This is a genomic window from Acidobacteriota bacterium, from assembly GCA_016700075.1.
Lineage (GTDB): Bacteria > Acidobacteriota > Blastocatellia > Pyrinomonadales > Pyrinomonadaceae > OLB17.
Window position 1 is genome coordinate 2,244,404 of record CP065000.1, and the last position, 25,550, is coordinate 2,269,953.

Annotated in this window: 23 protein-coding genes; 12 read left to right on the forward strand and 11 right to left on the reverse strand. The window is 56.7% G+C overall.

The annotated features are described in order from the left end of the window. Position 1 precedes the first annotated feature (1 nt). From IPM50_10145 to IPM50_10155, 3 genes are all read right to left on the reverse strand, one after another. The gene (locus tag IPM50_10145) at positions 2-901 is read right to left on the reverse strand and encodes a hypothetical protein (GenBank protein ID QQS32032.1); all 900 of its coding nucleotides are present in this window, start codon (positions 899-901) and stop codon (positions 2-4) included. Continuing rightward, positions 901-1,572, reverse strand: a complete 672-nt coding sequence (locus IPM50_10150; GenBank protein QQS32033.1) for a hypothetical protein — start codon at positions 1,570-1,572, stop codon at positions 901-903. Before IPM50_10150 ends, IPM50_10145 begins: the two co-directional genes overlap by 1 nt. Positions 1,573-1,639: 67 nt before the next feature. Continuing rightward, positions 1,640-2,572: a GGDEF domain-containing protein gene (locus IPM50_10155; protein QQS32034.1), complete on the reverse strand. Its 933-nt coding sequence runs from the start codon at positions 2,570-2,572 to the stop codon at positions 1,640-1,642. 219 nt (positions 2,573-2,791) lie between these two features. On the opposite strand from IPM50_10155, the gene IPM50_10160 reads away from it, so the two are divergent. The 6 genes from IPM50_10160 to IPM50_10185 all read left to right on the forward strand — a co-directional run bounded on the left by IPM50_10160 (position 2,792) and on the right by IPM50_10185 (position 9,985). Beyond that, positions 2,792-3,292, forward strand: coding sequence for an Hsp20/alpha crystallin family protein (locus IPM50_10160; protein ID QQS32035.1), 501 nt, complete (start codon positions 2,792-2,794; stop codon positions 3,290-3,292). A 120-nt stretch (positions 3,293-3,412) separates the two neighbouring features. After that, positions 3,413-6,025: an ATP-dependent chaperone ClpB gene (clpB, locus tag IPM50_10165; protein QQS32036.1), complete on the forward strand. Its 2,613-nt coding sequence runs from the start codon at positions 3,413-3,415 to the stop codon at positions 6,023-6,025. Between the two features lie 42 nt (positions 6,026-6,067). Then, positions 6,068-6,742 carry a nucleotide exchange factor GrpE gene (locus IPM50_10170; GenBank protein QQS32037.1) on the forward strand — a complete coding sequence of 225 codons (675 nt, stop codon included), beginning with the start codon at positions 6,068-6,070 and terminating at the stop codon, positions 6,740-6,742. Between the two features lie 91 nt (positions 6,743-6,833). Next, entirely contained in the window at positions 6,834-9,113 is a 2,280-nt protein-coding gene (locus IPM50_10175; GenBank protein ID QQS32038.1) for an ATP-dependent Clp protease ATP-binding subunit, read from the forward strand. Positions 9,114-9,190: 77 nt separating this feature from the next. Further along, positions 9,191-9,694 carry a hypothetical protein gene (locus tag IPM50_10180; protein QQS32039.1) on the forward strand — a complete coding sequence of 168 codons (504 nt, stop codon included), beginning with the start codon at positions 9,191-9,193 and terminating at the stop codon, positions 9,692-9,694. Between the two features lie 15 nt (positions 9,695-9,709). Beyond that, entirely contained in the window at positions 9,710-9,985 is a 276-nt protein-coding gene (locus IPM50_10185) for a hypothetical protein (GenBank protein QQS32040.1), read from the forward strand. Between the two features lie 29 nt (positions 9,986-10,014). On the opposite strand, the gene IPM50_10190 is transcribed toward IPM50_10185, so the two are convergent. Next, positions 10,015-12,693 carry an Rne/Rng family ribonuclease gene (locus IPM50_10190; protein QQS32041.1) on the reverse strand — a complete coding sequence of 893 codons (2,679 nt, stop codon included), beginning with the start codon at positions 12,691-12,693 and terminating at the stop codon, positions 10,015-10,017. A 473-nt stretch (positions 12,694-13,166) separates the two neighbouring features. On the opposite strand from IPM50_10190, the gene IPM50_10195 reads away from it, so the two are divergent. From IPM50_10195 to IPM50_10205, 3 genes are read left to right on the forward strand one after another with little or no spacing between them, the layout of a single operon-like run. Continuing rightward, positions 13,167-14,942, forward strand: a complete 1,776-nt coding sequence (locus tag IPM50_10195) for a hypothetical protein (GenBank protein QQS32042.1) — start codon at positions 13,167-13,169, stop codon at positions 14,940-14,942. Positions 14,943-14,946: 4 nt separating this feature from the next. Then, positions 14,947-15,375, forward strand: a complete 429-nt coding sequence (locus tag IPM50_10200; GenBank protein ID QQS32043.1) for an SOS response-associated peptidase family protein — start codon at positions 14,947-14,949, stop codon at positions 15,373-15,375. Then, positions 15,372-15,557, forward strand: coding sequence for an SOS response-associated peptidase family protein (locus IPM50_10205; GenBank protein QQS32044.1), 186 nt, complete (start codon positions 15,372-15,374; stop codon positions 15,555-15,557). Before IPM50_10200 ends, IPM50_10205 begins: the two co-directional genes overlap by 4 nt. Here IPM50_10205 and IPM50_10210 read toward each other — a convergent pair. Beyond that, entirely contained in the window at positions 15,539-16,903 is a 1,365-nt protein-coding gene (locus IPM50_10210; protein QQS32045.1) for a phosphomannomutase/phosphoglucomutase, read from the reverse strand. The two genes, IPM50_10205 and IPM50_10210, sit on opposite strands and share 19 nt — an antisense overlap. Before the next feature lie 348 nt (positions 16,904-17,251). Between IPM50_10210 and IPM50_10215 the strand changes: the two genes are divergently transcribed. Genes IPM50_10215 through IPM50_10225 form a run of 3 tightly spaced genes read left to right on the forward strand, consistent with a single transcriptional unit; the run spans position 17,252 to position 19,766 of the window. Then, a complete protein-coding gene (locus IPM50_10215) occupies positions 17,252-18,238 on the forward strand; it encodes a VWA domain-containing protein (GenBank protein ID QQS32046.1) in 987 nt (328 codons plus the stop codon). A gap of 1 nt (position 18,239) precedes the next feature. After that, entirely contained in the window at positions 18,240-19,301 is a 1,062-nt protein-coding gene (locus tag IPM50_10220) for a VWA domain-containing protein (protein QQS32047.1), read from the forward strand. A gap of 48 nt (positions 19,302-19,349) precedes the next feature. After that, on the forward strand, positions 19,350-19,766 hold the full coding sequence (locus IPM50_10225) for a YbaN family protein (GenBank protein ID QQS32048.1): 417 nt from the start codon (positions 19,350-19,352) through the stop codon (positions 19,764-19,766). A 17-nt stretch (positions 19,767-19,783) separates the two neighbouring features. Here the strand turns inward: IPM50_10225 and ygiD are convergent, their stop codons facing one another. From ygiD to alaS, 6 genes are all read right to left on the reverse strand, one after another. Then, positions 19,784-20,548 (reverse strand): 4,5-DOPA dioxygenase extradiol, encoded by a 765-nt coding sequence (ygiD, locus tag IPM50_10230; protein ID QQS32049.1) that lies wholly within the window; start codon positions 20,546-20,548, stop codon positions 19,784-19,786. A gap of 33 nt (positions 20,549-20,581) precedes the next feature. Then, on the reverse strand, positions 20,582-21,139 hold the full coding sequence (locus IPM50_10235) for an NAD(P)H-dependent oxidoreductase (protein ID QQS32050.1): 558 nt from the start codon (positions 21,137-21,139) through the stop codon (positions 20,582-20,584). A gap of 10 nt (positions 21,140-21,149) precedes the next feature. Beyond that, positions 21,150-21,623: a MarR family transcriptional regulator gene (locus IPM50_10240; GenBank protein QQS32051.1), complete on the reverse strand. Its 474-nt coding sequence runs from the start codon at positions 21,621-21,623 to the stop codon at positions 21,150-21,152. Between the two features lie 70 nt (positions 21,624-21,693). Further along, a complete protein-coding gene (locus IPM50_10245; protein ID QQS32052.1) occupies positions 21,694-23,313 on the reverse strand; it encodes an aldehyde dehydrogenase family protein in 1,620 nt (539 codons plus the stop codon). Positions 23,314-23,333: 20 nt separating this feature from the next. Then, positions 23,334-23,591: a hypothetical protein gene (locus IPM50_10250; protein ID QQS32053.1), complete on the reverse strand. Its 258-nt coding sequence runs from the start codon at positions 23,589-23,591 to the stop codon at positions 23,334-23,336. Further along, positions 23,588-25,546 carry an alanine--tRNA ligase gene (gene alaS / locus IPM50_10255; protein QQS32054.1) on the reverse strand — a complete coding sequence of 653 codons (1,959 nt, stop codon included), beginning with the start codon at positions 25,544-25,546 and terminating at the stop codon, positions 23,588-23,590. The genes IPM50_10250 and alaS overlap by 4 nt, the downstream gene beginning before the upstream one ends. Positions 25,547-25,550: the final 4 nt, after the last annotated feature.

Here is a 25,550-nt window from a genome sequence, read left to right on the forward strand (position 1 = left end):
TTTACTGCTGCACCGGCGGGGCAGTTGCCATTGCCGGCCGGCGGAAATATGCCGCCAGTTCGATCCTGAGTGTAACTGTCTGTCCGTGCATTCTGCCCTGCTGCGAACGCGGCACGTCCGGCGCCGGCTGTACGGGAACCGCGGGATTCATGCCCGGCTGGAACATACGATTGTTAGCAGGCGGCACTGCGGGGTTGACGGGTTGAACCTCTTGAACGTTGGTCCTTGTTTCCTTAGGTTTGTCCGTAGAATCCGAAGGTGCAAGCTCGATCGAGCTGATAAGCAGAAATTCGCGGCCGGTCTCGATCTCGCGAATGAATCGACGCAGATTCTGATACGAACCTTCAAGAGTCGTCGTCACATACATTCCCGGATACAGGCTGCGAAAACGGGCACGGCCCTTTTCCTGTTCCGATTCCTGCTGCCGTTCCTGCTGCCCGATCGGTTCGAGCGGTGCGTAATCAGGTCCCGAAGTATTCACAAGGCCGTAGGCGCGTATCAACGCGTTCAGCCGCTGATATATCGCCGAGCGTCCGTTTACTGAAGCCGGCAGGAACCGCGTTTCAAAATCGTCCACGCTGGATATCAGCGTGTCCACCTGAGTCTGTGTGTCCGTTATCTCGCCGTATTTTGAACGAGCCGAAGCAAGTTCGGCCTCGAGCCGGTCGTTCTCGACCTTGTTCTTTGCAAGCTCGCGGTCGGAAGGCAGGGTAAAGAAAAGATACACCGCGATCGCAGCCACCAGCACCAAAAAAGATGCCGCAATGACGCCTATCTCTACCGGGCCCCACATTCCGCCGTAAACCTTACGAGGCCTGCGAAACGAAGGCGGCAAGGGCCGGGCTTCGACCGGGACCTCTACAGCCTCAACAACAGGCAAATTGTTTTCGTTCTCAGTCACTATTGCCCGTTCTCCCCTGAAACTGCAGGCCTTGCCTGCGCGACGTCCGGCGGATCGGCCGAGTATCCATAGCCCGGCGAATAAATGATCCTGAATGTGTATTCGGTAAAGGTGATGCGTTCGTTCGACTGCAGGTCCTGTCCGCGAAGCTCAGCATTGAACAAACCGGAGTTGTTCATGTTCTCGATCATCGACATCACCGCCGCGTAATCGCGGCTCTTGACAGAAAATTCCAGCTCGGCACGAGTTCGCTGGCCGTCCTGAAAAATGTTGACCACCGATATTCGCGACGCGCTGACGCTGTTCGGCAGCACGGCCTCAAGGTCCGCAAAAAGCCGCGACCAGCCGAAACGCTTGTTGGCGACGAGTTTGTGCGAAGCGACGAGCATCTGCCGCTGGTCGGGCGAGAGCATCTGCTGCACCTTTTCACCCTCGCCTTTCAGCCGTTGTATCTCTTCTTTGCGTTCCTCTATCGAACGTGTGAGCAGCTCGTTGCGTTTACGGTTCTCGTTGAGCCTGTACAGCGAAAAAACGCCCGTCAGGAGCCCTATCATGATGACGAGGCTCGCCAGCAGATACGGCAGCGTTCTGTTCCTGAAAGGGTATGTAGCTAGATTTAACTTTGTGATCACCGCTTTGCCCTGGACCGTCTGATTTCGCTCAGCGCGCAAAAAAATATCGTAGCACGAACGAAAAGCAAAGTCTTTCACGTCGCGGACGCTGTGCAGGTTGCAAAAATCAGGCGCGTCTGGGCGGCAGGTCGCGCTTCATTTCTTCGTCAGAGATGTCCCGGTAGGCGGCAACGCGGTTTCGGCCGCCGTGTTTTGCACGATAAAGTGCCGAATCCGCCATTTCCACAAGCTCTATGGGATCCGATGAGTCTTCGGGAAACGATGCGACGCCGATGCTGACCGTGATCTTGTGCGATTCGCGCTCTTTTCCCGTGCGGATCACGCTGAAAGGATATTCTTCTATCGACGTGCGTATCCGCTCAGCGGCAACAAGGCCCTGCGGCAGATCCGCATCGAGCAGAAATGCAGCGAATTCATCGCCGCCGAAACGCGCCGCAGCGTCGCCGGTGCGCAGATTCGTCATGATCGAAAAACCGATCTCTTCAATCGTCTTGCTGCCGGTCAGATGGCCGTAGGTGTCGTTTACGCTCTTAAAATTGTCGCCGTCCATCATCAGTACGCAGAACGGGCGGCCCTCGGCCTTTGCACGGCCGGCCTCGCGACGCAGTTCGGAAAAGAACGACCGGCTCGAGAGCAGGCCTGTCAGGTCATCGTGCGAGATCAGCCTGTGGATCTGCCGCTGATACTCTCTGTCGATCTCGTCGAGCAGGTCAAACCGCAATATCGTCTCGCCGACCGTGATCTTGTCGCCGTTCTCGAGCTTTTCGCGGCGGATGCGGCGGCCGTTCAGAAAAGTGCCGTTCCGCGAATCAAGGTCGTGGAGTATGTATTCCATAGCGACCCTTGAGTCGCTGGGTGTTGCCTCGATCCGAGCATGCTTTCGCGAAACAAGAAAATCATTGACGCGGACGTCCGCCTCGATCGCCCGCCCGAGGATCACCTCTTCACGTTCAAGCGGGATCGGCACGGCGATCAGCTCACCGCTTAAAAAAACAAGCGACGGCCGGATGTCTCTGCGGATTATCTCGGAATCTTTCATATGCCGCGGAATGGGCGGGAGAAGGCAGCAACCACTATTCTACAATATTTTTAACAGCGTTTTCCACACTTTTTTGCGCATCGCGATGCCGCACGGAAAAGGGGGCCCGTAGTGCCGTTTTCAACTTTCTGCGAAATGTATATAAAATTACTTGACAACAGCACACTCAAGTTTTATTATTCTCGTGGACTAATTTGTTAGTCTTTTTATTCTACATTGATGGAGGATAAAGCAATGAACATCATCAGACATGATCCATTTCGCGAACTTCGCAGCCTGCAGGACGAAATGAACAGGCTGTTTGCCGGGGTAGCTCCTGCGGCTGATCGCGAAGAAATGTTCGGCGGCAACTGGGCGCCGAAGGTCGATATTTGGGAAGACAAGGACCATCTGGTCCTCGAGGCAGAACTTCCGGGCATGACCCGCGACGATTTCGAGCTGTCATTCGAGAACAATGTGCTGACGCTTAAGGGCGAGCGCAAGTTCGAGAAGAAAACGGAAGAGGGCAACTACTACCGCGTTGAAAGGTCCTATGGATCCTTCACAAGGTCGTTCACTCTGCCGCAGACGGTGACGCCGGACGGCGCGGCTGCCGAGTTCAACAACGGCGTGCTGCACGTTACTCTTCCGAAACGTGAGGAGACAAAAGCACGTAAGATCGAGGTCATTGGCGGCGACGCCGAACCGAAGACCATCGAGGCCAAGACGGCCGGTGCCTAAGGTCAGAACCGCCCGCGTAAGCGGGCGTGAAACACCCCAAAGAGTCGGAACCGCCATTGCTAAGAAAACGGCCCGCGAGCCGCAGCAGGCGGTTCCGCTTTTTTGGAGTAAAATAGAGTTATGAGATTCGACAGATTCACCATTCGCGGCCAGGAGGCCGTTCAGGAAGCTATAGGCGTCGCTGAAAAGAATCAAAATCAGCAGGTCGAGCCCGAGCATATTCTCAGCTCGCTTTTGGAGCAAAAGGAGGGCGTCGTGCGCCCGATACTGGGAAAGATCGGCGTCAATTTAGCGCAGATAGAGAACGAGCTCACTGCGGCGGTCGAGAAGTTTCCTAAGGTTTCCGGCGGACAGCAGTATTTCAGTTCGCGGACGAACACCATCTTTCAGGACGTGCAGAAGATCGCCGAGGCGATGCAGGACGAATACATCTCGACCGAGCATCTGCTGCTGGCGATCGCCGCTGAGAAGCAGGGTGACGCGGGCCGAATACTGCGTTCGAATGGTGTTTCCGGCGAGGATCTCGAAAAAGTAGTGACCGAGATGCGCGGCGGTTCGCGCATCACGGAGCAGAACGCAGAGGAAAATTTTCAAGCATTAGAAAAGTATGCTCAGGATCTGACCGAGCGGGCACGCAAAGGCAAGCTGGATCCCGTGATCGGCCGCGACGACGAGATACGCCGTACGATACAGATCCTTTCCCGACGCACTAAAAATAATCCCGTCTTGATCGGCGAGCCCGGCGTCGGCAAGACCGCAATTGTCGAAGGGTTGGCACAGCGGATCGTTTCGGGCGACGTGCCAGAGACGCTGAAAAACAAGCGGCTTGTTTCGCTCGACCTTGGCTCGATGCTCGCGGGTGCAAAGTACCGCGGCGAGTTTGAGGACCGATTGAAAGCTGTACTGAAAGAGATCGAAAAGGCCGAGGGCCAGATCATTCTGTTCATCGACGAGCTGCACACGCTCGTCGGGGCCGGTGCTTCGGAAGGCGCGATCGACGCTTCAAATATGCTCAAGCCGGCACTTGCACGCGGCACACTGCGTGCGGTCGGTGCGACGACGCTGAACGAATATCAGAAATATATCGAGAAAGACAAAGCCCTCGAACGCCGCTTTCAACAGGTTTACATCGGCGAGCCGACGGTCGAAGACACCATCGCGATACTTCGCGGTTTGAAGGAGCGCTACGAGGTGCATCACGGCGTCCGCATAAAGGACGCGGCGATCGTCGCTGCGGCGACGTTGTCAAACCGTTACATCACCGACCGCTTTTTGCCTGACAAAGCCATCGACCTGATCGACGAGGCCGCATCGCGCATACGCATCGAGATCGATTCGCTGCCGCAGGAGATAGACGAACTCGAACGCGAGATACTGCAGCTCGAGATCGAGCGGCAGGCATTGTCGCGTGAAACCGACGAGAAATCAAAAGAGCGGCTGAATGATATTGAAAAGCGCATCGCGGACCTGAAAGAGCGTTCATCGGCGATGAAGGCTCAATGGCAGTCGGAAAAGGAAGAGATCGAGAAGATGCGCGAGGGCAAAGAGCAGCTCGAACAGGCAAAACTCGAACTCGAACAGGCACGGCAGGCAGGCGACCTGACAAAGGCAGCAGAGATCCAATACGGACGTATTCCCGAGCTTGAGAAGCTGCTTGAGACAGAGCAGCAACGGCTCGGCGAACTGCAGAAAGAGGGCGTGTTCCTGAAAGAGGAAGTTGACGAAGAGGACGTCGCCGAGGTCGTGGCGAAATGGACCGGCGTGCCCGTGTCGAAAATGCTCGAAGGCGAGATGCAGAAGCTCGTCGCGATGGAGCAGAACCTCGGAAAGCGCGTCATCGGCCAGGACGAGGCTCTTTCGGCCGTGGCGAACGCGGTCCGGCGTGCACGTGCGGGATTGCAGGATCCGAACCGGCCGGTCGGTTCGTTCATATTCCTCGGCCCGACGGGCGTCGGAAAGACCGAGACGGCAAGGGCACTAGCAGAATTTCTGTTCGACGACGAACGCGCGATGGTGCGGCTCGATATGTCGGAATACATGGAAAAGCACGCCGTCGCCCGCATGATCGGCGCTCCGCCGGGATACGTCGGCTATGAAGAAGGCGGCCAGCTTACCGAGGCCGTCCGTCGCAGGCCGTATTCGGTCGTGCTTTTCGACGAGATCGAGAAGGCGCATCCCGACGTTTTCAACGTCCTGCTGCAGATACTCGACGACGGTCGCCTGACCGACAGCAAGGGCCGCGTGGTCGATTTCAAGAATACGGTGCTGATAATGACGTCAAACCTCGGCTCGCGTGAGATACAGTCCGCGGCGGAAAATCCGCTTGCCGACCGCGATACGAAAGCTGATGTGCTGCAAGTTTTGCGGGGGCATTTCAAGCCCGAATTTCTCAACCGCATCGACGACATCGTGGTCTTTACGCAGTTGTCGCGTGAACAGATCGCCACGATCATCGACGTGCAGATTGAGAGGCTTCGAAAGATGCTTGCCGAGCGCGATATCACCGTTGAGATGGAACAGTCGGCACGCGATCTGCTCGTTCAGGAAGGCTACGATCCGATCTACGGCGCGCGGCCGCTAAAGCGGGCCATACAGTCGCTGATCCAAAATCCGCTTGCGGTAAAACTGCTGAACGGCGAGATCGGTTCGGGTCAAAAGGTCATTGTTTCAGCCGAAAACGGCGAGATGAGATTCTCGCCGTCGGCAGGCGAAGGCAAAGCCACCTCGAACTGACGGTTTCCAATGAGGAACGCAAGCCTTTAGAATACTAATTAGATGTTTAAGCGAAAGAAGATGAGCGAACTGGATCACCTAATAGAAGAACACCCTGAGGATATGGAGCCGCCGATCGCGGTCAAGGACAAGCGCCGTTTCAATGAGAACGGCGAACTCGTCCGCGATGATGAGCCCGAAGCGGGAAAAAAGACGGTCCCCGTAAAGCCGCAGCGTGAGACCGAACTGGAAGCTCAGCTAAAGGCCGAGGTCGAACGCCGCGAGGCAGCCGAGGCGAAACTGGTCGGCGTGCAGGCAAAGTTCGAAGAGGCAAAGGCCGAGCTTGAAAAAGAGACCGCCGAGATGCGCGAAAGGCTTAAGCGTACACTGGAGGATCGGGCCAATCAGAACAAATTCAATTTCCTTCAGACGCTTCTTCCTGTTTTGGATAACCTTCATCTCGCCGTGAATGCAAGCGAAGAGGACCCTTCCATCGAGAATCTCAGGACCGGTGTTAAAGGCGTCGCTAGATCATTCGAACACGCCTTGGCGAGCGTCGGTGTTGAAACTGTTCCGTCCATCGGAACGAATTTCGATCCTGAACTGCACGAGGCGGTCGATATGGCTCCGGCAGATGCTGAGAATGACGGAAAGATCGTCGCTGAATATCAGACGGGCTATCGTTTTGGCGATCGTCTGCTGCGTCCCGCTCGGGTGCAGGTTGGAAAGGCGGGTTAAGATTTAGCTTATCAATTACCGGCGCGAATGTTATTATGGCGTTTAGCCAACCTCTCCCTTCCCGAACGGCCCAATAGGCGGAACCAAATTTATGGCGGACATAGAAGCGTATAAGGATAAATTCAGCGAAAGCGGACAGCGCATATTGGACATCGCTCTGGCAGAATCCAAGAAGCGCGACCAGAACTACATTGCGGTCGAACATATCCTGCACGCGCTTGCGGGTGAGGAAGAGGACCTTTTCTCTTCAACGATGCGCGACCTGTCGGTCGATCCTCGGTCGGTAAAGATACTTATCGAAAAGCGAATGGCCAATGGCCGTCATCATACCGGGACCGGATATCGCATAGCCCCGGAAACGACGGAGCTTTTCAAACGCTCGATGGACCGCGCGCGTTCGCAGGGCCGCCGTGTCATTGATGCGAGCGATATTTTCTACGTCTTGTCGAATGACGGACGCAGCGTCTTGAATGAGGTTTTGCAGAACCTTGGCGTTCCGACCGAAGAGGTTGCGCAGATAGCCCGTACACGCATACGCAAACGCGAGAAAGAAGAAGAGAGAGTAAGGCAAAAATACGAATTGCCAAGCTTTTTACGGCATTTCGGCGTTTCGCTGAACAAGCTTGCCCGTCAGGACAAGATACCGCCGACCATCGGGCGTGAAGAAGAGATCCGGCAGATGATCGAGATACTGTCGCACCGCGAGCGGTCCAATTCACCGATGCTCGTCGGTGAGCCGGGCGTCGGCAAAACTGCCGTTGTCGAGGGCCTCGCCCGAATGATAGAGCTGGAGCCGGAAAAGGTGCCGGCAAGACTCCGCGATTCACACATCGTCCAGCTTCAGATGGGCGGACTTGTCGCCGGAACGATGCTGCGGGGAATGTTCGAGGAGCGCATCAAAGGCATCATCGACGAGGTGAAGGAAAAAGACCACATCATCCTTTTCATCGACGAAGCCCACACCATCATCGGTGCAGGCGCCGCGATGGGGACGACATCCGACGCGGCGAATATGTTCAAATCCGCCTTGGCACGCGGCGAACTCCGCATTATTGGTGCGACGACGATGACCGAATACAAGGAGTACATCGGCGAGGATGAAGCTCTTGCACGGCGTTTTCGTCTCGTTAAGGTGCCCGAACCCACTATCGACGAAACGAAACAGATATTGCTGGGCGTGAGGCCGAGATTGGAAAAGAACTATTCGGTCACCATCTCGGACGAGGCGATAAATACTGCTCTCGAGATGTCGCCGAAATACATCCGCAATCTTCATCTGCCCGACAAAGCCATCGGTTGGCTCGACACGGCATCGGTCAAGGTCGAGATAAATCCTGCTGACGGCATGGTCGTGCAGCCGGACCACATCATTGAGGTCATTTCGCAGGAATCGCGAATTCCGAAGGACATGATCTATCGCGACACGTCCGACAGATTCTCGCTGATGGAAGACGAGCTCGGGAAACGCGTTATCGGGCAAAAGGACGCCGTACGGGCCGTCGCCGAAAGGCTCCGTCTGAACAAGGGCCCACTGAAAGAGAATCACTATGCGCCCGACGGTGTACTGCTTTTCCTCGGGCCGACAGGTGTCGGCAAGACCGAACTTGCGAAGGCAGTCGCCGAGTTCATGTTTGGCGACGAAAGCAAGATGATCCGCATCGATATGTCCGAATACGGCGACGGCACGGTCGGCATCGAAAAGCTGATCGGGATGCCGCGCGGCATCGTCGGTTCGGAACGCGGCGGTATCTTAACGGAACAGCTTCGCGATAATCCTTACACGGTGCTGCTGCTCGACGAGGTCGAAAAGGCATCGCCGTATCTGATGAACATTTTTCTGCAGGCATTTGACGAAGGCTGGATCACGGACGGCCGCGGCAAGAAAGTGTATCTGTCGGACGCCATCGTTATCATGACGTCGAATCTCGGCTCGGAGAATTTCAAGAAATACGAATCGCCGCTCGGTTTCGGCATGAAATCCGTAGGCAGCATGCAGGCAATTCGCAGCGATGTGATGAAGGCGGCAGAGACGCGGTTCACGCCTGAGTTTCGCAACCGTATCGACGAGATAGTGATCTTTTCCCCGCTGACACGCGACGAGGTCCGCGAGATAGCCAAGCTGTATTTGGCGAAAATTCAGCGAAATATGGAACGCCAGGGCAAGGTCGTCGAGGTCACGGATGCGGCGCTTGAACTCATCACGGACAAAGGCTATTCGCCGACCTACGGCGCTCGTTTCCTGAAACGCCACATCGACCAAAAGGTGAAATTGCCCATTACGAACTCTTGGAAAGCGGCGGCCAAATTCATCGTTGACGCCGAGGGCGAAGACATCGTCGTCCGAAATGACGAGGTTTTCAGCCTGAATTAGGCCGAGATCTTCGTTTTTTGCATCAAAGGCTTTGAGGATAATATCTTCAAGGCCTTTATTTCTCTATGACCGAGACTGTGAAAAGAACCTATTTGATGCTCGCCCTTTGCGGCATGATATTCCTGTTTGGCCACTCAGCGTCGCCGGCGCAAACATCCGAGCCGCCGTCTCCTGAGGCCATTATCTCGAGAGCGGTCGAGTATCTGGGCGGCGAGCGTTATTTGAAAGTGACCTCGCAGGTGAGCCGCGGCAAATTCAGCGTGATACGCGAAGGCGCGGTCATTTCGTTCTCGTCATTTCACGACGTGATAGTTTTCCCGGACCGCGAGCGGACGGATTTTCGCAGCAGCGGGATACGCAGCACTCAGGTGAACATCGCGGGCGGCGGTTGGGTGTTCGACGGTGAGACCGAGGCGATACGCGATCAGACCGAGATACAGCTCGCCAATTTCAAACGCGGCGTCCGAACGAGCCTGGACAATCTGCTGCGAGGCTATTGGAAGGGCGAGGCCGAACTGAGTTACGCGGGACGCAGGCCTGCTTCGCTGGGGCGTCGGAACGATGTCGTAAAGCTGAAATAAAGCGACGGTTTCGAGGTGGAATTTGAATTCTCTGCCGACGACGGCACCCCGCAAAAGGCTATATACAAACGCCGGAATGCAGACGGCGAACCTATCACCGAAGAGGACCGTTTTGCACAGTTCGTCGAGGTCAGCGGCATTCGTGCGGCATTTGTCGTTGACCGCTTTACCGACGGCAAACACGCCTCGCGCATCAACTACGAATCCATCGAATACAACAAACGTATTCCCGATTCGATCTTCGTCAAACCCGCCAATCTAAAAGAGGCAAAACGCGACATCAAGCTGTGAGCCGCGAATTGCCTCTGAATTGAATTCGCCTAAACGAAGGCGAAGTCGAACTGCGCCTGATGTGCCGAGCGGTCAGAGGCGAGGTCCACGTTGCCCAGCATATCTTCGATCTCCTCCAAGACGGCTCGCTCGGTAGAGCGAAGAGCCTTTGCGACCTCAGGATGCACGCGAAGCGTTGTGTGCCGAACGTCCTCGACGTCACGCGACAGGCGGCGTGCTTCGGCGAGTATCTCGTAGCAGACGGTTGTCGGCGATTTCACCCAGCCTGAACCTTCGCAGTTCTCGCACGGCGTACACATCGTCCTTTCGAGCGATTGTTTGACGCGCTTTCTGGTCATGATAATGAGCCCGAAATCGTTGAACGACAGCACCTTGGTCGGCGAGCGGTCCGATTGCAGGGCCTCCTGCAGTGCCTTCTGGACCTTGTGCCTATTGCGGCGGTCTTCCATGTCGATCAGGTCGAGCACGATGATGCCGCCGAGGTCGCGAAGCCGTATCTGGCGTGCGATCTCATCGACCGCTTCCATGTTCGTCTTCGTAATGGTGTCCTCGAGGCGTGCGTTGCCCTTGCCGACGAATTTGCCGGTGTTCACGTCGATCGCGACGAGTGCCTCGGTCTGGTTAATTACCAGATAGCCGCCCGATTTCAGCCATACGCGGGGCTTCAGTGCCTTGTCGATCTCTTCCTGAACGCCGTAGTAATCGAGGATGGGCTCGTCCCGCGTGTACAGCTTGATGCGGTTGACCATCTTCGGATGGATGAGGTTGATGAACTCGACCGTGCGGAGATATTCCTCTTCGCTGTCCACGCGGATCGCCGTGAAATCATCAGAAAGCTGATCGCGCAGTATCCGCTGGACGAGGTCCAGGTCCTGGTGGACCAACGCCGGCGACTTACGCTTTTCCGAACGCTTTTTAGCGTCAAGCCACGTTTTGACGAGGTATTTCGCATCGTTGCGAAGCTCGTCCTCGGGTATGCCAATGCCCGCGGTGCGAACGATAAATCCTCCCGACGTAATTTCCGGATCCTGACGGATCTTTTGGATCAGCGTCCGCAGACGGCCGCGTTCGCTGGACGATTCTATCTTTCGCGAAACGCCCAAATGCTCGATCGTCGGCATATAGACCAAAAAACGGCCCGGCAGAGCGATGTGCGACGTGATGCGTGCGCCTTTCTTTGCGATGGGCTCTTTGGCGATCTGAACGATTATCTCCTGGCCTTCGCGGAGTAGGTCCGAGATGGCGGGCATGGGCGGACGCTCGCGGCGGTCGAAACGCTTGCCGTTGTCTTTGCCTTTGTCGCGGTCACGATCACGGTCCTTGTCGCGATCCCTGTCGCGGCTTTCACCGCGGTCTTTGTCACGGGCTTCGCGGTTGTCGCGGTTGTCGCGGTCGCGTCCGCCGCGTTTGTTGCGGCCGCGGTCTGATCGTTCCGGCCGTGTGTCGGCTACAGGTTCTTCCGATCCTTCCACTGCTGCCTCTTCTGCGGGAACCTCGTCAGTTCCCGGAGTCTCTTCTGCGGCGACGGGTTCTTCGGCTGCAGCTTCTACGGGCTCGGGCTCGCTCATTACGTCCGCGAAGCCCTCGATAACTTCAGTTTCATCGAGTTCGTCCAGAGCCTCCGCCATCTTGTTCCTAGCACCGCCGCGGCGTTTTCCGCGGCCGCCTCGGCGAACCGCCATTTCTGCTGTGTCTGAGGATTCACGAAGCGAAGCCTCGGCATCTTCCAGCGGCTCGTCCTCTTTTTTCTTTCTGCCTCTGGTGGTTTTCGCCTTTGCAGCTGCCGGCTTTTTCGTCGCCGCACGCTTGGCCTTCGGCTTTTCTTCCGCGGGCGTCTCTGCAGCTTCGGTATCGTCTTTCTTGCGGCGGCCGCGTTTTTTAGGCTCGGGTTTGGCTTCGGGCTCGTCCTCGTCGGCGATGCGTTCGAATCCGTTTCCGTCGCCTTTCGCGTTTGCCAGCAGCGAACCGACCTCCGCTTCCGCAGTGCTGTCGTCAAAACTGAATTCAATAGCGCGCACGCTTTCAACTATCGCTTCCTGAACGTACGCGTCCTTGAACATCTCGCCGGTGTCGGCGTCATCGTCGGCGATGCGTTCAAAGCCCGAAGCGTCCGGGTCTTTGTCAAGTATGGTGCCGGCGGCTATCGCCTCAGAACGACCGACCCTTTCGACTGACTCGACATCTGCTGTATCGTCTGCCGGGGCTTCGACTGCTTCAGCCGGTTCTTCACGGCGTCCGCGTCCGCGTTTACCGCGATCGCTGCGTCCGCTTCTCGCTTCATCTGCGGCGACTATGGTCGCGTCCTCGTCAACGACGGCACCCGATTCGGCGATCGGTTCGACGATCTCCTGAACGGACTCCATCTGTTTTTCGCGTTCGATGCGGCCGCGTTCGATCTGTTCGTTGGCAGCCTTTTTGGCGTCTTCGGGCGAGGTTTTCTTGCCCTTTTCGGTGACGATGCGTTCGATCTCTTCGTCCTCATCGAAGAAATCGGAAACATAGAGGAACGCATCGCGTTCCAGCCCGATATCGACAAAAGCCGACTGCATTCCGGGCAGGACGCGCATAACGCGACCCTTGTAAACATTGCCTGCGACGCCTGAATTCTCCTCGCCGCGTTCGATGTAAAATTCGGTGACCTTGCCATTATCCAGAATGGCGATCTTTTTTTCGCGTCCGTTGACGCTTACGATCATTTCTTTAGACATATTTTGTCCCTGTATTTTGATTTAGGGATCCAGACGGTGCGGAAAACGGATGGAGCTATCGCAGATCTTACTGCCGGCAAGAAGCAGGGCGCACGTTGGCCTTACAACTTTGTTCCGTAAATGGATTCCGGGCAGAAAAGTGAGAACGAATGTTCACGTTGGGATCTGTTTGACGCGGAGATGCGGCCTCCTTTTCGCCTTTCTCCGTGGGGAGCGACGGGCAGTCATATAAAACGCCGTGCTCAAACCCTATCAATAACTCTCATTCACGGCCTCCGTCGGCCGAAAAGATCTTTTTCGTATCCGCGGCCACAGGCGCAATGCCAAAACCGCAAACCGCAAGCAGTATAAACAATTACGGGAAATGAGTAAACCGACCTTTGAGTATTATTTTGCCGCAGATCTGCTGCAGATCTGCTGCAGATTGGCTTGGGCCGCCGCAACGGGCTAGAATGTAATTCCCCGAGCGCCCGATGGAAGTACAATTTCAATTCATTACCGACCCTGAAGCACTAGAAAAAGCGTGCAAAGAGATATCCGACGCCGCCGACCTCGGTTTTGACGTCGAAACGACGGAACTCGACCCGTACAAAGGCGATCTGCGTCTCGTGCAGCTCAGCGACGGACGCCGGACGAAGGTCATCGACCTATACGCTTTTCGTAAATTCGGCGGCCTTGCGACGCAGTCCGAGCTTGCCCCGCTGCGCAAACTGTTAGCCGCCGAACGCCCGACAAAGATCGCACACAACGCGAAATTTGACGCGAAATGGACGCGGCATCATCTCGGCGTCGAAACGGGCGGGCTTTACGATACGTATCTCGCGAGCGTTCTGATCGATGCCGGAACGGGCGAACGCAGGCACGGCTTAGCGGACGTCGTGCAGTTCTTTCTGCAGAAAACGCTCGACAAGACCGAGCAGGTCAGCGATTGGGGCGCCGAGGACCTGACGCAGGCTCAGGCAGAATACGCCGCACGCGACGCTGCCGTGATGCCGGAGCTGAAGGCGAAAATAGACGAACGCATCGCGGCGGACGGGCTGCAGCAAGTTCTGAAACTTGAGAACGAATGCGTGATGCCGGTCGCGGAAATGGAGCTGAACGGCTTTTTCCTCGATGCGGAACGCTGGCGCGAACAGCTCGCCGTAAAAGAGGCCGAACAGGCGGCCGCGGGAAAGGAACTGCAGTCGATGCTCGCAGCCGGCGTTGCACAGGCGTCGCTTTTCGGCACTACGGAGATAAATCTGGATTCGCAGCAGCAGGTCGCGGCGGCTCTTTCGGGCCTCGGAATTCCGATGCCTGCATCGACCAGCCGCTGGCAGCTTCAGCCGCTCGCGGAGCAGTATCCGCAGATCGCTAAACTGCTCGAATACCGCGCCGCCGCAAAGGCCGCGGGAAGTTTCGGCGAGAACATCCTGGAATTCATCGAACCGAAAACCGGCCGCATTCATGCCGATTTTCGCCAGATCGGTGCACCGACAGGGCGTTTTTCGTGCTCAAATCCGAACCTGCAGCAGATACCGCACGAGGACGTTTACCGCCGCTGTTTTCGCGCCGAAGAGGGAAACAAGCTGGTCGTCGCGGATTATTCGCAGATCGAGCTGCGGATACTTGCTGAAATGTCCGCCGATGCTGCCTTCATCGCGGCATTTGAATCTGGTGCCGACCTCCACGCGGCGACGGCGGCACGCGTTTTCGGCGTCGAGCCTGACGCCGTCACGCCCGATCAGCGGTCTTTTGCCAAGCGGCTGAATTTCGGTGTGGTTTACGGCATCGGAGCACAGCGTTTTGCAAAGATGACGGGACTTTCCGACCGCGAGGCAGAGAACGCACTGCGGCGTTATTTCGCCTCGTATCCGCAAATGGACGAATGGCTAAGGGTGCGTTCGAAAGAGGTCATCTCGTCGCGGGCCGCCAGAACGATGTCCGGCCGTCTGGCGAAGATCGAACTCGATCCGGCGGACCGCGCGTCCGTCGGTGCGGCGCAGCGTTACGCACGCAATATGCCGATACAGGGAACCTCGGCGGATATTTTGAAACGTGCTCTTCGGCTGCTGCACGAACGCATTCGCGAAACGTCCGCTCGGCTGGTCAACATCGTCCACGACGAGATCGTGGTTGAATGCGCCGCCGCCGATGCCGAAACGACACGCGACATTCTTGTTGACGCGATGACGAAAGCGGGCGAGGAATTCGTCAAAAAGGTTCCTATAAAGGTAGATGCGGCGATCGCCGACGAATGGACAAAATAGCGATATGTGCGGCAGATACGCGATGAACGCGGAGCAAAAGGAGCTTTACACGGCCATCCCGTGGCTGGAGGGCGACGAGTATTTTGACATTCACGGCTATCGCACGCGGCCCGAGATATTTCCCGGAACGCCGATCCTCGCCGTCAATAATGAACGCCGTGCCGAAGACCTATTCTGGACCATCGCAGACAAAACGTGGGAAGGAAAACCCGTGAAGGTGATCAACGCCAAGAGCGAGACGGTCAATCGCGTGCCGATGTTCAAGGATGGTTTTCGCAATGATCGCGTACTGATACCGGCAACCGGATTTTTCGAGTGGGACGCCGAAAAACGCAAGCATCTATTCACGTTTGACGAGCCGATCTTTACTTTCGGCGGCATCGCCCGAACATGCGAGATAAAGGCGAACCGACACGCTGTACCGTCATCTTGACGACAGAGGCGAACAACGTCGTCCGTCCCATACATCCGAAAAACCGCATGCCGGTCGTCATCCACGCGTACGACCGCGAGAAATGGCTGGCGGACGACACGCCTTTTGAGGAACTGCAAAGAATGATGAGCCCCGCCGCGGACGGCGAAACGCACGTCCAGCCCTACGAATCGCCGAGCTGAGTCTTTATCTCTTCGATCGCTGTCAGCAGCGTATTTTTGATCTCTTCCAGATGATCTTCCGTATCGGCCTCGCAGCGGACGACCAGCATTTCCTGCGTGTTCGAAGGCCGCACCAAGCCCCAACCGTGTTCGAAATCGATACGCGCACCGTCGATAGTGTTCACGTTATGATCGCGGCCGAAGCGCTCGGCGATCGCGTCGGAAACGCGGAATTTGATGTCGTCGCTGCATTCGACGCGTAGCTCCGGCGTCGAAAATGTTTCGGGTACATCGGCGAGCAGTTCCGACAGAGGCTTGTCCGTATTCGTCAATATTTCCAGCAGACGTGCGCCCGCATATGCCGCGTCGTCAAAGCCGTAAAAGCGGTCCGCAAAGAAAACGTGCCCCGACATCTCGCCCGCAAAAGCGGCTCCGGTTTCCTTCATTTTCGCCTTGATCAGCGAATGGCCTGCCTTCCACATGATGCCGTTGCCGCCGCGTGCGGCGATGTCGTTGTAGAGGTTTTTCGAGCATTTCACCTCGCCGATGATGGTCGCTCCCGGCATTTGTTCGAGAATGGCACGCGAATAGAGAATGAGAAGCTCGTCGCCCCAGATGATGCGCCCCTTTTCGTCAACGACGCCTATGCGGTCACCGTCGCCGTCAAATGCAATGCCAACGTCGGCTCCGGTTTCGCGGACCTTGTCGATCATCATCGTCAGATTTTCTTCGACCGTCGGGTCGGGGTGATGATTGGGGAAATTGGCGTCGGGTTCGGTGAAAATGTCGATGACATTGATGCCCAGCCTGTTGTAGATGGGAACCGCCGTGATGCCGCCCATGCCGTTGCCCGAATCGACGACCGCCGTGATCGGCCGCGGTCCCATCTCGACGCGCGAGATGATGTCGTCACAGTATTTTTCCATCACATCTACGCTCGAGCTGGTGCCTTCGCCTGCCGCGAATTCACCCGATTCGGCGATGACGCGGATCTCCTGTATCTGCGATCCGAACAGCGCGTCCTTGCCCAGACATATCTTGAAACCGTTGTGATCGGGCGGATTATGCGAGCCCGTGATCATGATGCCGCCGTCAACGCCCGCCGTGAAAACCGTGTGATACAGCATCGGCGTCGAAACTCGGCCGATAAGCAGCACATCGCAGCCGGTCTTTTTCAGCGATTCCTCAAAAAGCGAGCAAAAACGCGGCGAACTTTCGCGGGCATCGTAGCCGAGAGCTATCAGCTTCGCACCGTTCTGCCGAAAAAATGTGCCGATCGCCAGCCCGACAGTCGAAACCGTCTCGTCGGTCAGCTGCTTTCCGACCACGCCGCGGATGTCGTATTCACGAAATATATTCTTGTCCATTTTTCACCTTAATTTTCGATTTTCGCCGATATGTCGCTACATCGCAATTAGCGGACGATGCGCGGGGCAAGAATTTTCTTGGAGTACTTAGTTTGCTGTTCGACTTTGCGGGAGACAGAAGGTCTGCATTCCGGGATCTTAGTGCCGCGTCGCGGTTTCCCACAAAACCGCAAAGACCAAAGCCGTAAAGAGAGGGTCGAAGCGGCGGGCGTTCACCGCTGATCCGCGGATCTTCAAGGCAGCAAACTGACGCGAAATGTCCGTTTTTGCTATACTTGGCGTTTGCACGGGGCAACAAAACGAGGCTGTCGCGGCATCGAAACCCTTGTCACAGCGTGCTCGCTCATTATGATCAGCAAACTGATTTCACGATATCTTTTCACGTTCGCAGGCGTGGCCGCCATCGTCTCTGCCGGGCTGTTCTCGGTTGGAGCACAGACGCCGACACCGACCCCGCGTGATGACGAACCGACGAAGGTTTTCGAAGTTCGGCTTCCTGTCACCGTGACGGAAAAGAAGAGCCTGATATCAGGGCTTAACCGGTCGGACTTTATCATCCTCGAGGACGGCGTACGTCAGGAGATAACGTTCTTTTCGGACGAAAAGACGAATCCGCCGGTTTTTGTCGGCGTTCTGATGGACACGTCGCCGTCGACCGCCGCAAAGCTTCGGTTCTCTAAAGAAGCGGCAAAGAACTTCATCTATACGGTGACGCGGCTGCGAAAGGACCGTGCGGCATTTATGACCTTTGATCACGAGGTCATTCTGCACCAGGATTTCACCGACAAACTCGATCTGCTCGATCGTGCCGTTGACAAGGTCAACAAGACCGGTTCGCAGACGGCACTCTACGACGCGATCTGGCAATTTTCCGATGAAAAGCTGCGCAACGTGCCCGGCCGCCGCGTCATCGTCCTGATCACGGACGGCGACGACACATTCAGCCGTGCCGATATCCGCGACGCGATCGACATAGCACAGCGTACTGAAACAACGATCTTCGGCATCTCAACAAAGGCCGGCTTTCTCGGCACCGTTCCCGGCGTTGACGCAGGGACCGGACGCGACAAAGGTGACAGGCTGTTGGCCCAGTTGTGCGAAGAGACCGGCGGTGAGGCGTTCTTTACGGGCAATATGCTCGATCTGGAACGGGCGTTCAAACGCATTTCGGACGAGCTCCGTACTCAGTATCTGATCACTTATCAGCCGATCGACCAGAACTACGACGGCCGCACCAGAAAGATCGAGGTCCGCCTGGCCGATGCCGCGAAAGCTAAGAAATATAAGGTCAGGACGAAGACAAGCTATCGAGCGATACGCGACGCTCTGAAATAATATGCCGAAAAGGTCTTTGCAGTTCTTACTCGTTGTTTTGACCGCAGCCGCGGCGTTGGGCGGGCTTGCGTTTTACGGCGAACCGGCCGTTGCACAGACGACGCGTCCCGCGGCTTCACCGACGCCTCCGCCCGATGATGACGACGAGATCATCCGAGTCGATTCCGAGGTCGTCAATGTTCTGTTTACCGCTCAGGACCGCAATCGGCGTTTGCTGACCGATCTGCGTGCGTCGGATATTCGCCTGCTTGAGGACGGCGTGCCGCAGGAAGTGACCACTTTCAGCCGGCAGGTCGATCTGCCGCTCAGCCTGGCGATATTGATAGACGTCAGCGTTTCGCAGGAGCGTACGCTGCCCGAAGAAAAGGCGGCTGCCATCGCATTTCTGGACACCGTTATTCGGCCCAGCAAAGATGAGGTCGCCATCATCTCGTTCACCGGCGAAGCGACGCTCGAACAGGGAATGACCAACAACCTGACACGGCTTCGCCGGGCCATCGAACGCGTGCGTTTCACGCCGCCTGCGGGCTATCTTGGCGGCGGCGTAATGGGCCCTACACCGCCGATCTCCGACCGCGGAACGATGCTGCAGGGCTCGACGGCCATTTGGGATTCGATCTGGGTAACAGCCGACGAAATTCTCGGCCCGGCACCTGAGAGCACGCGAAGAGCGATAATCCTGCTGAGCGACGGCGTCAATACCTCAGGCAAGAAAAAGCTCGATGACGCCGTAAATGCGGCACTGCGGTCCGAGGCCATCATCTACTCGATAGGCATCGGCGACAATTATTACAGCGGTGTGGACAAGGGCTCATTGAACAAGATCAGCGAACGCACGGGCGGACGCGCGTATTTTCCCCGCGACGAAGCGCAGCTTAGGCAGGCATTTCGCCAAATTCAGGAAGAGATGCGTTCGCAATACCTCGTCGCCTACGAACCCACAAATCAGAAACGCGACGGCTCATATCGGCGTATAGAGATACAGCTGGCCAATCAGCAGCTGCAGCGTGATAAAGTTCGCCTGACGCATCGGCAGGGCTATTTTGCGAAATCAGTGAATTAGTTGCAAAATAGAAGATCGCGCGGCCTTTTTCCGGCGTAGCGTTTTGCGATGAAGGACATCAGGAAAGCATTACTGATATTTTTCGGGACGCTCTTTGTCGCGCTCGGCGTATTGGGAATGTTCCTGCCGCTCGTTCCGACGACCGTCTTTCTGCTGATGGCGGCCTACTGCTACTCAAAAAGCTCGGAAAAATTTCACAATTGGCTGCTCAGCAACCGCTGGTGCGGCTCCTATATCAAGAACTACAAGAGCGGCCGCGGCATCTCCGCACGGCAAAAGGCATCAACCATCGCCTTGCTCTGGGCGTCGATCGGGTTCAGTATGTGGTATGTCGCCGGGGCCCTGTGGTTCAACCTTCTGATGCTCGCCATCGCTGTCAGCGTCACCGTCCACCTGCTCTGGATCAAGACCTATCGGCCGGAGACGGAAACTCAACGTTCAGCCGATCTCGTCTCTGCAGAATAGGATCTTCTTTTTAGATCTTATCCAACGCGAACCGCAGTCATCGAGATCGATCCGCCGTCGAATCCCGAAACGGGAAAGCTGACCTCGTCATCCTGACGACGCAAAGCCAAAATGTAGAGTAGAGGAAGGAAATGTTCAGGCGTCGGTACCGAGAGAAGCGCGTCCGGACCCAGAGAAGCATAGTCGATAAGTGGACCATGGTCATTCGCGGCCAACGAGCGAGCTGTTTGATCGAACCGCATGGCCCAGTCAAATGGCTCGATCTCCGGATCGCTCCACGAATACGCTCCCAGATTGTGGACAATGTTTCCGCTGCCTATGACCAGCACATCCTCGTCGCGGAGCGGCGCCAGTTTTTTGCCAAGTTCATGATGGAAGCGGGCCGGCCGGTCGCGGTCGATAGAGAGCTGAACGACGGGGACATCAGCGTCGGGATGAATATGGCACAGCACGGACCACGTTCCGTGATCGAGCCCCCAACTGCTGCGGTCCGCAACGGCAGTGCCGTCCAAGAGATCTAAGACTCTGGCCGCAAGCTCCGGAGAGCCCGGAGCCGGATACTGCACCGCAAATAGTTCTTTCGGAAAACCGCCGAAATCATGTATCGTCCGCGGGCTCTCCATGGCGGTCACAGCCACGCCGGGCACATACCAGTGAGCCGATATGCATAGTATCGCCCGCGGCTTTCCGACAGATCGCCCGATATCTGCCCATGCACGCGTGTATCCATTGTCGGCCAGCGCGTTCATCGGGTTTCCGTGACCGAAAAATATCGCAGGCATTCGCATAACGCATTCCTCACGCAGCGACTAGTTTCAGCGCGACAGTTTTCTCGTCCATTCGACCAGTGCGGCGACCGCTTTTGCGATGTGGTCTCGCGTCGCCTCGTCGGTCAGGTTGCCGTCGGCGTCGAATTTGTCGCGGCTGCCGCCGATCATCACTTCGGGCTTGTTCAGCGGGAACATATTCAAAAAGACCATCGATTTTCTGAGGTCGTATTGGGCGCGTGCCGTGGCGATGTTGCCGCCTGATGCACCCATGATGGCGGCAGGCTTTCCTTCCCACGCACTCTGGCCGTATGGACGCGAACCCCAATCAATGGCGTTTTTTAGCACGCCCGGAACGCCGTAATTGTATTCCGGCGTTGCGATGATGACGGCGTCCGCTGATCGCACTTTTTCGCGAAGGTCCTTTACGATCTGCGGCGGATCCGATTCGAGTTCCTCATTGAACAGCGGCATGCCGTCCAGGTCGAATATCTCCATTTCGACGCCTTCCGGCAGCAATTCCCCCGCCGCACGCAGCACTCCGCGGTTCGTCGAAGCCTTTCTCAGACTGCCTGCAACTCCAATTATCTTTATCTTATCGCTCATAATTTTCTCCCTATTCCGAAATATTGCCCCTTATCTTGTCCAATAACTTAACCAGCTTCTTAAGATCGTTTTCGCTTAGCCCTGCCATTTGGTTTTCGATGAACTTGCGTAGCGGACTGTCCAGATCTTTGAGCAGCTGAAGACCTTCCTTTGAAATGAATGCCTTCACCACGCGGCGGTCGTCTGCCTGGCGTTCGCGGGATATTAGCCCGCGGGCCTCGAGCCGGTCGAGCATTCGCGTGATGTCAGAATCGCGTGTGATCATGCGGCTGCTGATCTCGGTGCACGTAATGCCGGCTTTCCCCGCACCGCGCAGGATCCGCAGTGCGTTGTACTGTGCCGCGGTCAGATCCTTTGCCTTGAATACCTGTGCCGAATTCGCCTTTAGCTTCTCTGCCGTGACCAACACAGCGAGATGGGCGGCCTCGGCCTCGTTGGCAAAAGGCTTGTTCTGCTTAAGCTCGTTTTGCAAAGCAACGCTCATACGTATAACGATAGTCGTTATAACGATAAAGGTCAAGCACGAAATGATCCATATGAGTAAGGGAGTTGATTCAGCGTCTGTTTGCTATCAGTTCGCGGATACGCCGGAAAAGCTGCGGCAGCATGGCCGTCGTTTTGAACAGCGAGCCGGTGGCGAATTTGGTCGCGAATTGGCGGAAGGTCTCAATGGCCGTGGGCGAATAGGGAAACCACCAAGCGTCGGGCAGCAGTGCGATGCGGTTGGTATGTATGTGCTGCGGCTGGACGAGTTCCAACAGGCCTTCGATGCCGTGTGTGCGGCCGCGGCCGGAATTTTTGAAACCGCCCCACGGCGTCTGGCCGATGCCGTGCGTATAAAGGTGTTCGTTTATGCAGACGGTGCCGGCCTCGATCTGCTCGGCGACGCGGCGGCCTTTTGCGTAGTCGCGCGTCCAGACGCTCGCCGTCAGGCCGAATTCGGTATCGTTCGCCAACGCAATTGCTTCTTCCTCGGTGTCGAAAACGCAGATCGGCAGCGTCGGGCCGAACGTCTCTACCTGCATCGGCCGCATGTCGTTCGTCGCGCCCGTGATGACGGTCGGTTCGTAGAAAAATCCCGCCGCCGTCTCTACGTCATCGGTCGGCTCGGTGAATCCCGGCACATGAATACGTCCGCCGGTCTCTATCTTTGCTCCGCAGTCGCGAAACTCCTCGACGTGTTCAAAAACGATCTTCAGCTGCCGCTCCGACGACATCGCGCCTATGGAAACGTCCTCGCGTTCGCCGCTGCCTTGTTTGAGCTTGAGAGTCCTATCGATGATCTTTTGCGTCAGCTTTTCCGCGACTGCACGCTGGACGTACAGCCTTTCGACGGACGCACAGTTCTGGCCGGAATTAGAGAACGCACTCCAAACGGCGGCGTCGGCGGCGAGTTCGAGATTTGCGTCGTCAAACACGATCATTGGGTCTTTACCGCCGAGCTCGAATACACACGAAGTTAAATTTTTTGCCGCTGCCTCGGCGATCCTCTTGCCCGTTGCGACGGAACCGGTGAAAAGTATCTTGTCGGGCGTTGCTTCGACGAGTGCGGCACCGGTCTCGCCCGCGCCGCAAATGATCTGCACAACGTCAGGCGGAAAGCCTGCCTTTTCGAATATCTCGCCGATCTTCAGCCCGACAAATGGCGTCAGTTCAGACGGTTTAAGGACGACCGTGTTGCCCGCCATCACCGCCATCACGGCCTCGCCAAGCGGTATCGAAAAAGGATAATTCCACGCGGGAATGACCGCCACAACGCCGAGCGGCTGATAGACGATCTTGGAAAAACGGCCGAGCAATTCAAAAAGCCCGATGCCGATCCGCCGCGGCCGCAGCATCTTTTCGGCGCCGTTCGCGAACAGGCGCATCAGGTCGAGAACAGGTGCAATTTCAAACGCGAGAGCTTCTGCGACGGGCTTGCCGGATTCGCGTGAGATGAGCCGAGCGATGTCGTCCATCTCAGCGAGGGTCACTTCGCGGGCAGCGAGTACGAGCCGCTTGCGTTCAGCGAAAGACGTCTTTTTCCAGCTCTGAAAAGCCGCCCGCGAACGATCGACGGCCGCGCGCACCTCATCGCCGGACGCCTTATTGACGCGCCCGATCTCCTCACCCGTCGCCGGGTTGAAAGAGACGATCTCGTTTGCGGGGTCGGCGATAGTTTGTACTCCGGACATGATCTCACTGCCAAATTGCATCAGCGGCCCTCGAAATATTCATAATCGGGCGGGTGAAAACGCGACTTTATACGGTCAATGATCTCCTGCTCACGGCCCTTTGCCCAATCGGGGAAACTTATGTGGCTGAAAAATATCATATGATGAGACCGCCCCGTCAACATCTCGCCGTCAATGACTATCTCATGCCATTCACGGTCGCGAACCTCCGCATAATACATCAGGTCACGGCCCGTATGGCCGACCGACCAGGTTCCGTCTGCGGGTATGTCGCTCATGTAAAGGACCTCTCGACGATCGCAAAGGCCGCGTCGATCGCTTCGCTGAGTTTCGCGGGCTCGGTTCCGCCGCCTTCGGCCATGTCTGCTTTGCCGCCGCCTTTTCCGCCGACTATCGGTGCGATCTCGCGAATGATATCGCCGGCCCTGACCTTACCGGTCAGGTCGTCAGAAACTCGGACGATCAGCCCGACCTTTTCTTCATCTTTTCTGCCGATGATGACGACGCCGCTTTTCAGCCGAGCGAGCAGAGTATCGGAAAGCTGCCGCGTCGCTCCGGCGTCGAGGCCCTCGACGATCTTTGCGAGCACATTTACACCGCCGATCTCCTTGACGTCGTCGCTGTCGCCGTTCGCTGCGGAGCCGCCGCCCATCGCCGCTTTCAGCCTCAGGTCGTCGATTTCCTTGCGTGTGCGTTTCAGTTCTTCCTGCAGCTTGGCGATGGCGTTCGGCAGGTTGTCGCGTTGTGTATTCATCGCGGCCAGGCTGGCGTCAATAAGCTTCTCGTCCTCGCGAAAACGCCTGAAAGCGTCAAAGCCCGTGATCGCACGAATACGCCTTACGCCCGATGCGATGGCTTCGTCCGAAGTGATCTTAAAAGAGCCGATATCGCCGGTCGCTCGGACGTGCGTTCCGCCGCATAGCTCCATCGAGAATTTGCCGTCGCCGACCGAAAGCACGCGCACCTCGCTGCCGTATTTCTCGCCGAACATCGCCACGGCGCCCGAACGCATCGCGTCTTCGAGAGCCATCATATTCGTCGTAACCGGTTCATTCTGCAGGATATAGCGGTTCACCAGATCCTCGACCTCAGCGATCTCGGCGTCGTTCATCGGCTGATAATGCGTGAAATCGAAACGCAGATAATTCGGCGCCACAACAGAGCCCGCCTGTTTAACGTGCGTGCCGAGAACCTCTTTGAGCGCAGCGTGAACAAGATGCGTCGCGGTGTGATTCCGCCGCGCTGCGTCGCGTTTCGTCTCGTCAACGAATGCACAAACAATATCGCCGACCGCGATGTTGCCTTTCTCGACTGTAACCTTGTGAATTATCAGTCCAGCCACCGGCGAGTAAGTGTCGTGCACGGCGGCACGCAAGTCAGAACCACCTGCGGTAGCGGGTGGTTTAACGTCCGCATCGCCGGAGTTCAACCGCCCACTACCGTAAGCGGTCCCGACAAGAACGCCCACATCCCCGACCTGGCCGCCCGATTCGGCGTAGAACGGTGTGCGGTCGAGAACGATGCTGCCCTGCTGTCCCTCGCCGAGTGAATCGACCCGAGCGTCGCCGTCCAGGATCGCAACGACCTTAGCGTCATCAACCCGAGTCGTTTCGTAGCCGAGGAACTCATTCGCACCGAGTTTTTCCGCAAGCTCCAAATAAACCGGCGAGACCTGCGACTTGCGTTCCGTTTTGCCGATGCCCGACTGCTGCTGCAATGCCTGCAGAGCGGCGTCGAAACGCGCGTTGAAATCGTCCTCTTCCAGAACGATGCCTTTCTCTTCCAGGTAAACGCGGATCAGGTCGCGGGGCGTACCGTATGTGTCGTAAAGCGTCGCGATGGAGCGGAAAAGCTCGTCGTCTGAAGCGGTATTCGCGTCGATATTGAGTTCACCGAGCTTGGAAAGGCCCACTGTTACGGTGTTCCCAAAACGCTCCTCCTCCAGAAGGACCATTTTGCCGATGAAATCACGCTGGGTCTCGAGCTCGGGGAATGCGCCGCTGAAATCATCGACGACCTTGTCGCAGACCTTGTAAAAGAAAGCGTCGCTCAGGCCGAGGTGTTCGCGGCCGTGGTAAATGGCTCGGCGCATTATCTTGCGGAGGACGTAGTTGCGGCCTTCGTTGCCGGGCAGAATGCCGTCGGCAATGGCAAACGCGGTCGCGCGCGCGTGGTCGGCTATCACGCGGGCGGCAAACTGCTGCTGTTCATTGAGTCGATCGTAAACGCTCATCACT

Coding starts and splice junctions, on each gene's coding strand:
- IPM50_10155 (QQS32034.1), bottom strand. CDS start 2,572: ATGAAAGATTCCGAGATAATCCGCAGAGACATCCGGCCGTCGCTTGTT.
- IPM50_10160 (QQS32035.1), top strand. CDS start 2,792: ATGGAGGATAAAGCAATGAACATCATCAGACATGATCCATTTCGCGAA.
- clpB (QQS32036.1), top strand. CDS start 3,413: ATGAGATTCGACAGATTCACCATTCGCGGCCAGGAGGCCGTTCAGGAA.
- IPM50_10170 (QQS32037.1), top strand. CDS start 6,068: ATGTTTAAGCGAAAGAAGATGAGCGAACTGGATCACCTAATAGAAGAA.
- IPM50_10175 (QQS32038.1), top strand. CDS start 6,834: ATGGCGGACATAGAAGCGTATAAGGATAAATTCAGCGAAAGCGGACAG.
- IPM50_10190 (QQS32041.1), bottom strand. CDS start 12,693: ATGTCTAAAGAAATGATCGTAAGCGTCAACGGACGCGAAAAAAAGATC.
- IPM50_10195 (QQS32042.1), top strand. CDS start 13,167: ATGGAAGTACAATTTCAATTCATTACCGACCCTGAAGCACTAGAAAAA.
- IPM50_10200 (QQS32043.1), top strand. CDS start 14,947: ATGTGCGGCAGATACGCGATGAACGCGGAGCAAAAGGAGCTTTACACG.
- IPM50_10210 (QQS32045.1), bottom strand. CDS start 16,903: ATGGACAAGAATATATTTCGTGAATACGACATCCGCGGCGTGGTCGGA.
- IPM50_10215 (QQS32046.1), top strand. CDS start 17,252: ATGATCAGCAAACTGATTTCACGATATCTTTTCACGTTCGCAGGCGTG.
- IPM50_10220 (QQS32047.1), top strand. CDS start 18,240: ATGCCGAAAAGGTCTTTGCAGTTCTTACTCGTTGTTTTGACCGCAGCC.
- IPM50_10225 (QQS32048.1), top strand. CDS start 19,350: ATGAAGGACATCAGGAAAGCATTACTGATATTTTTCGGGACGCTCTTT.
- ygiD (QQS32049.1), bottom strand. CDS start 20,548: ATGCCTGCGATATTTTTCGGTCACGGAAACCCGATGAACGCGCTGGCC.
- IPM50_10235 (QQS32050.1), bottom strand. CDS start 21,139: ATGAGCGATAAGATAAAGATAATTGGAGTTGCAGGCAGTCTGAGAAAG.
- IPM50_10240 (QQS32051.1), bottom strand. CDS start 21,623: ATGAGCGTTGCTTTGCAAAACGAGCTTAAGCAGAACAAGCCTTTTGCC.
- IPM50_10245 (QQS32052.1), bottom strand. CDS start 23,313: ATGTCCGGAGTACAAACTATCGCCGACCCCGCAAACGAGATCGTCTCT.
- IPM50_10250 (QQS32053.1), bottom strand. CDS start 23,591: ATGAGCGACATACCCGCAGACGGAACCTGGTCGGTCGGCCATACGGGC.
- alaS (QQS32054.1), bottom strand. CDS start 25,546: ATGAGCGTTTACGATCGACTCAATGAACAGCAGCAGTTTGCCGCCCGC.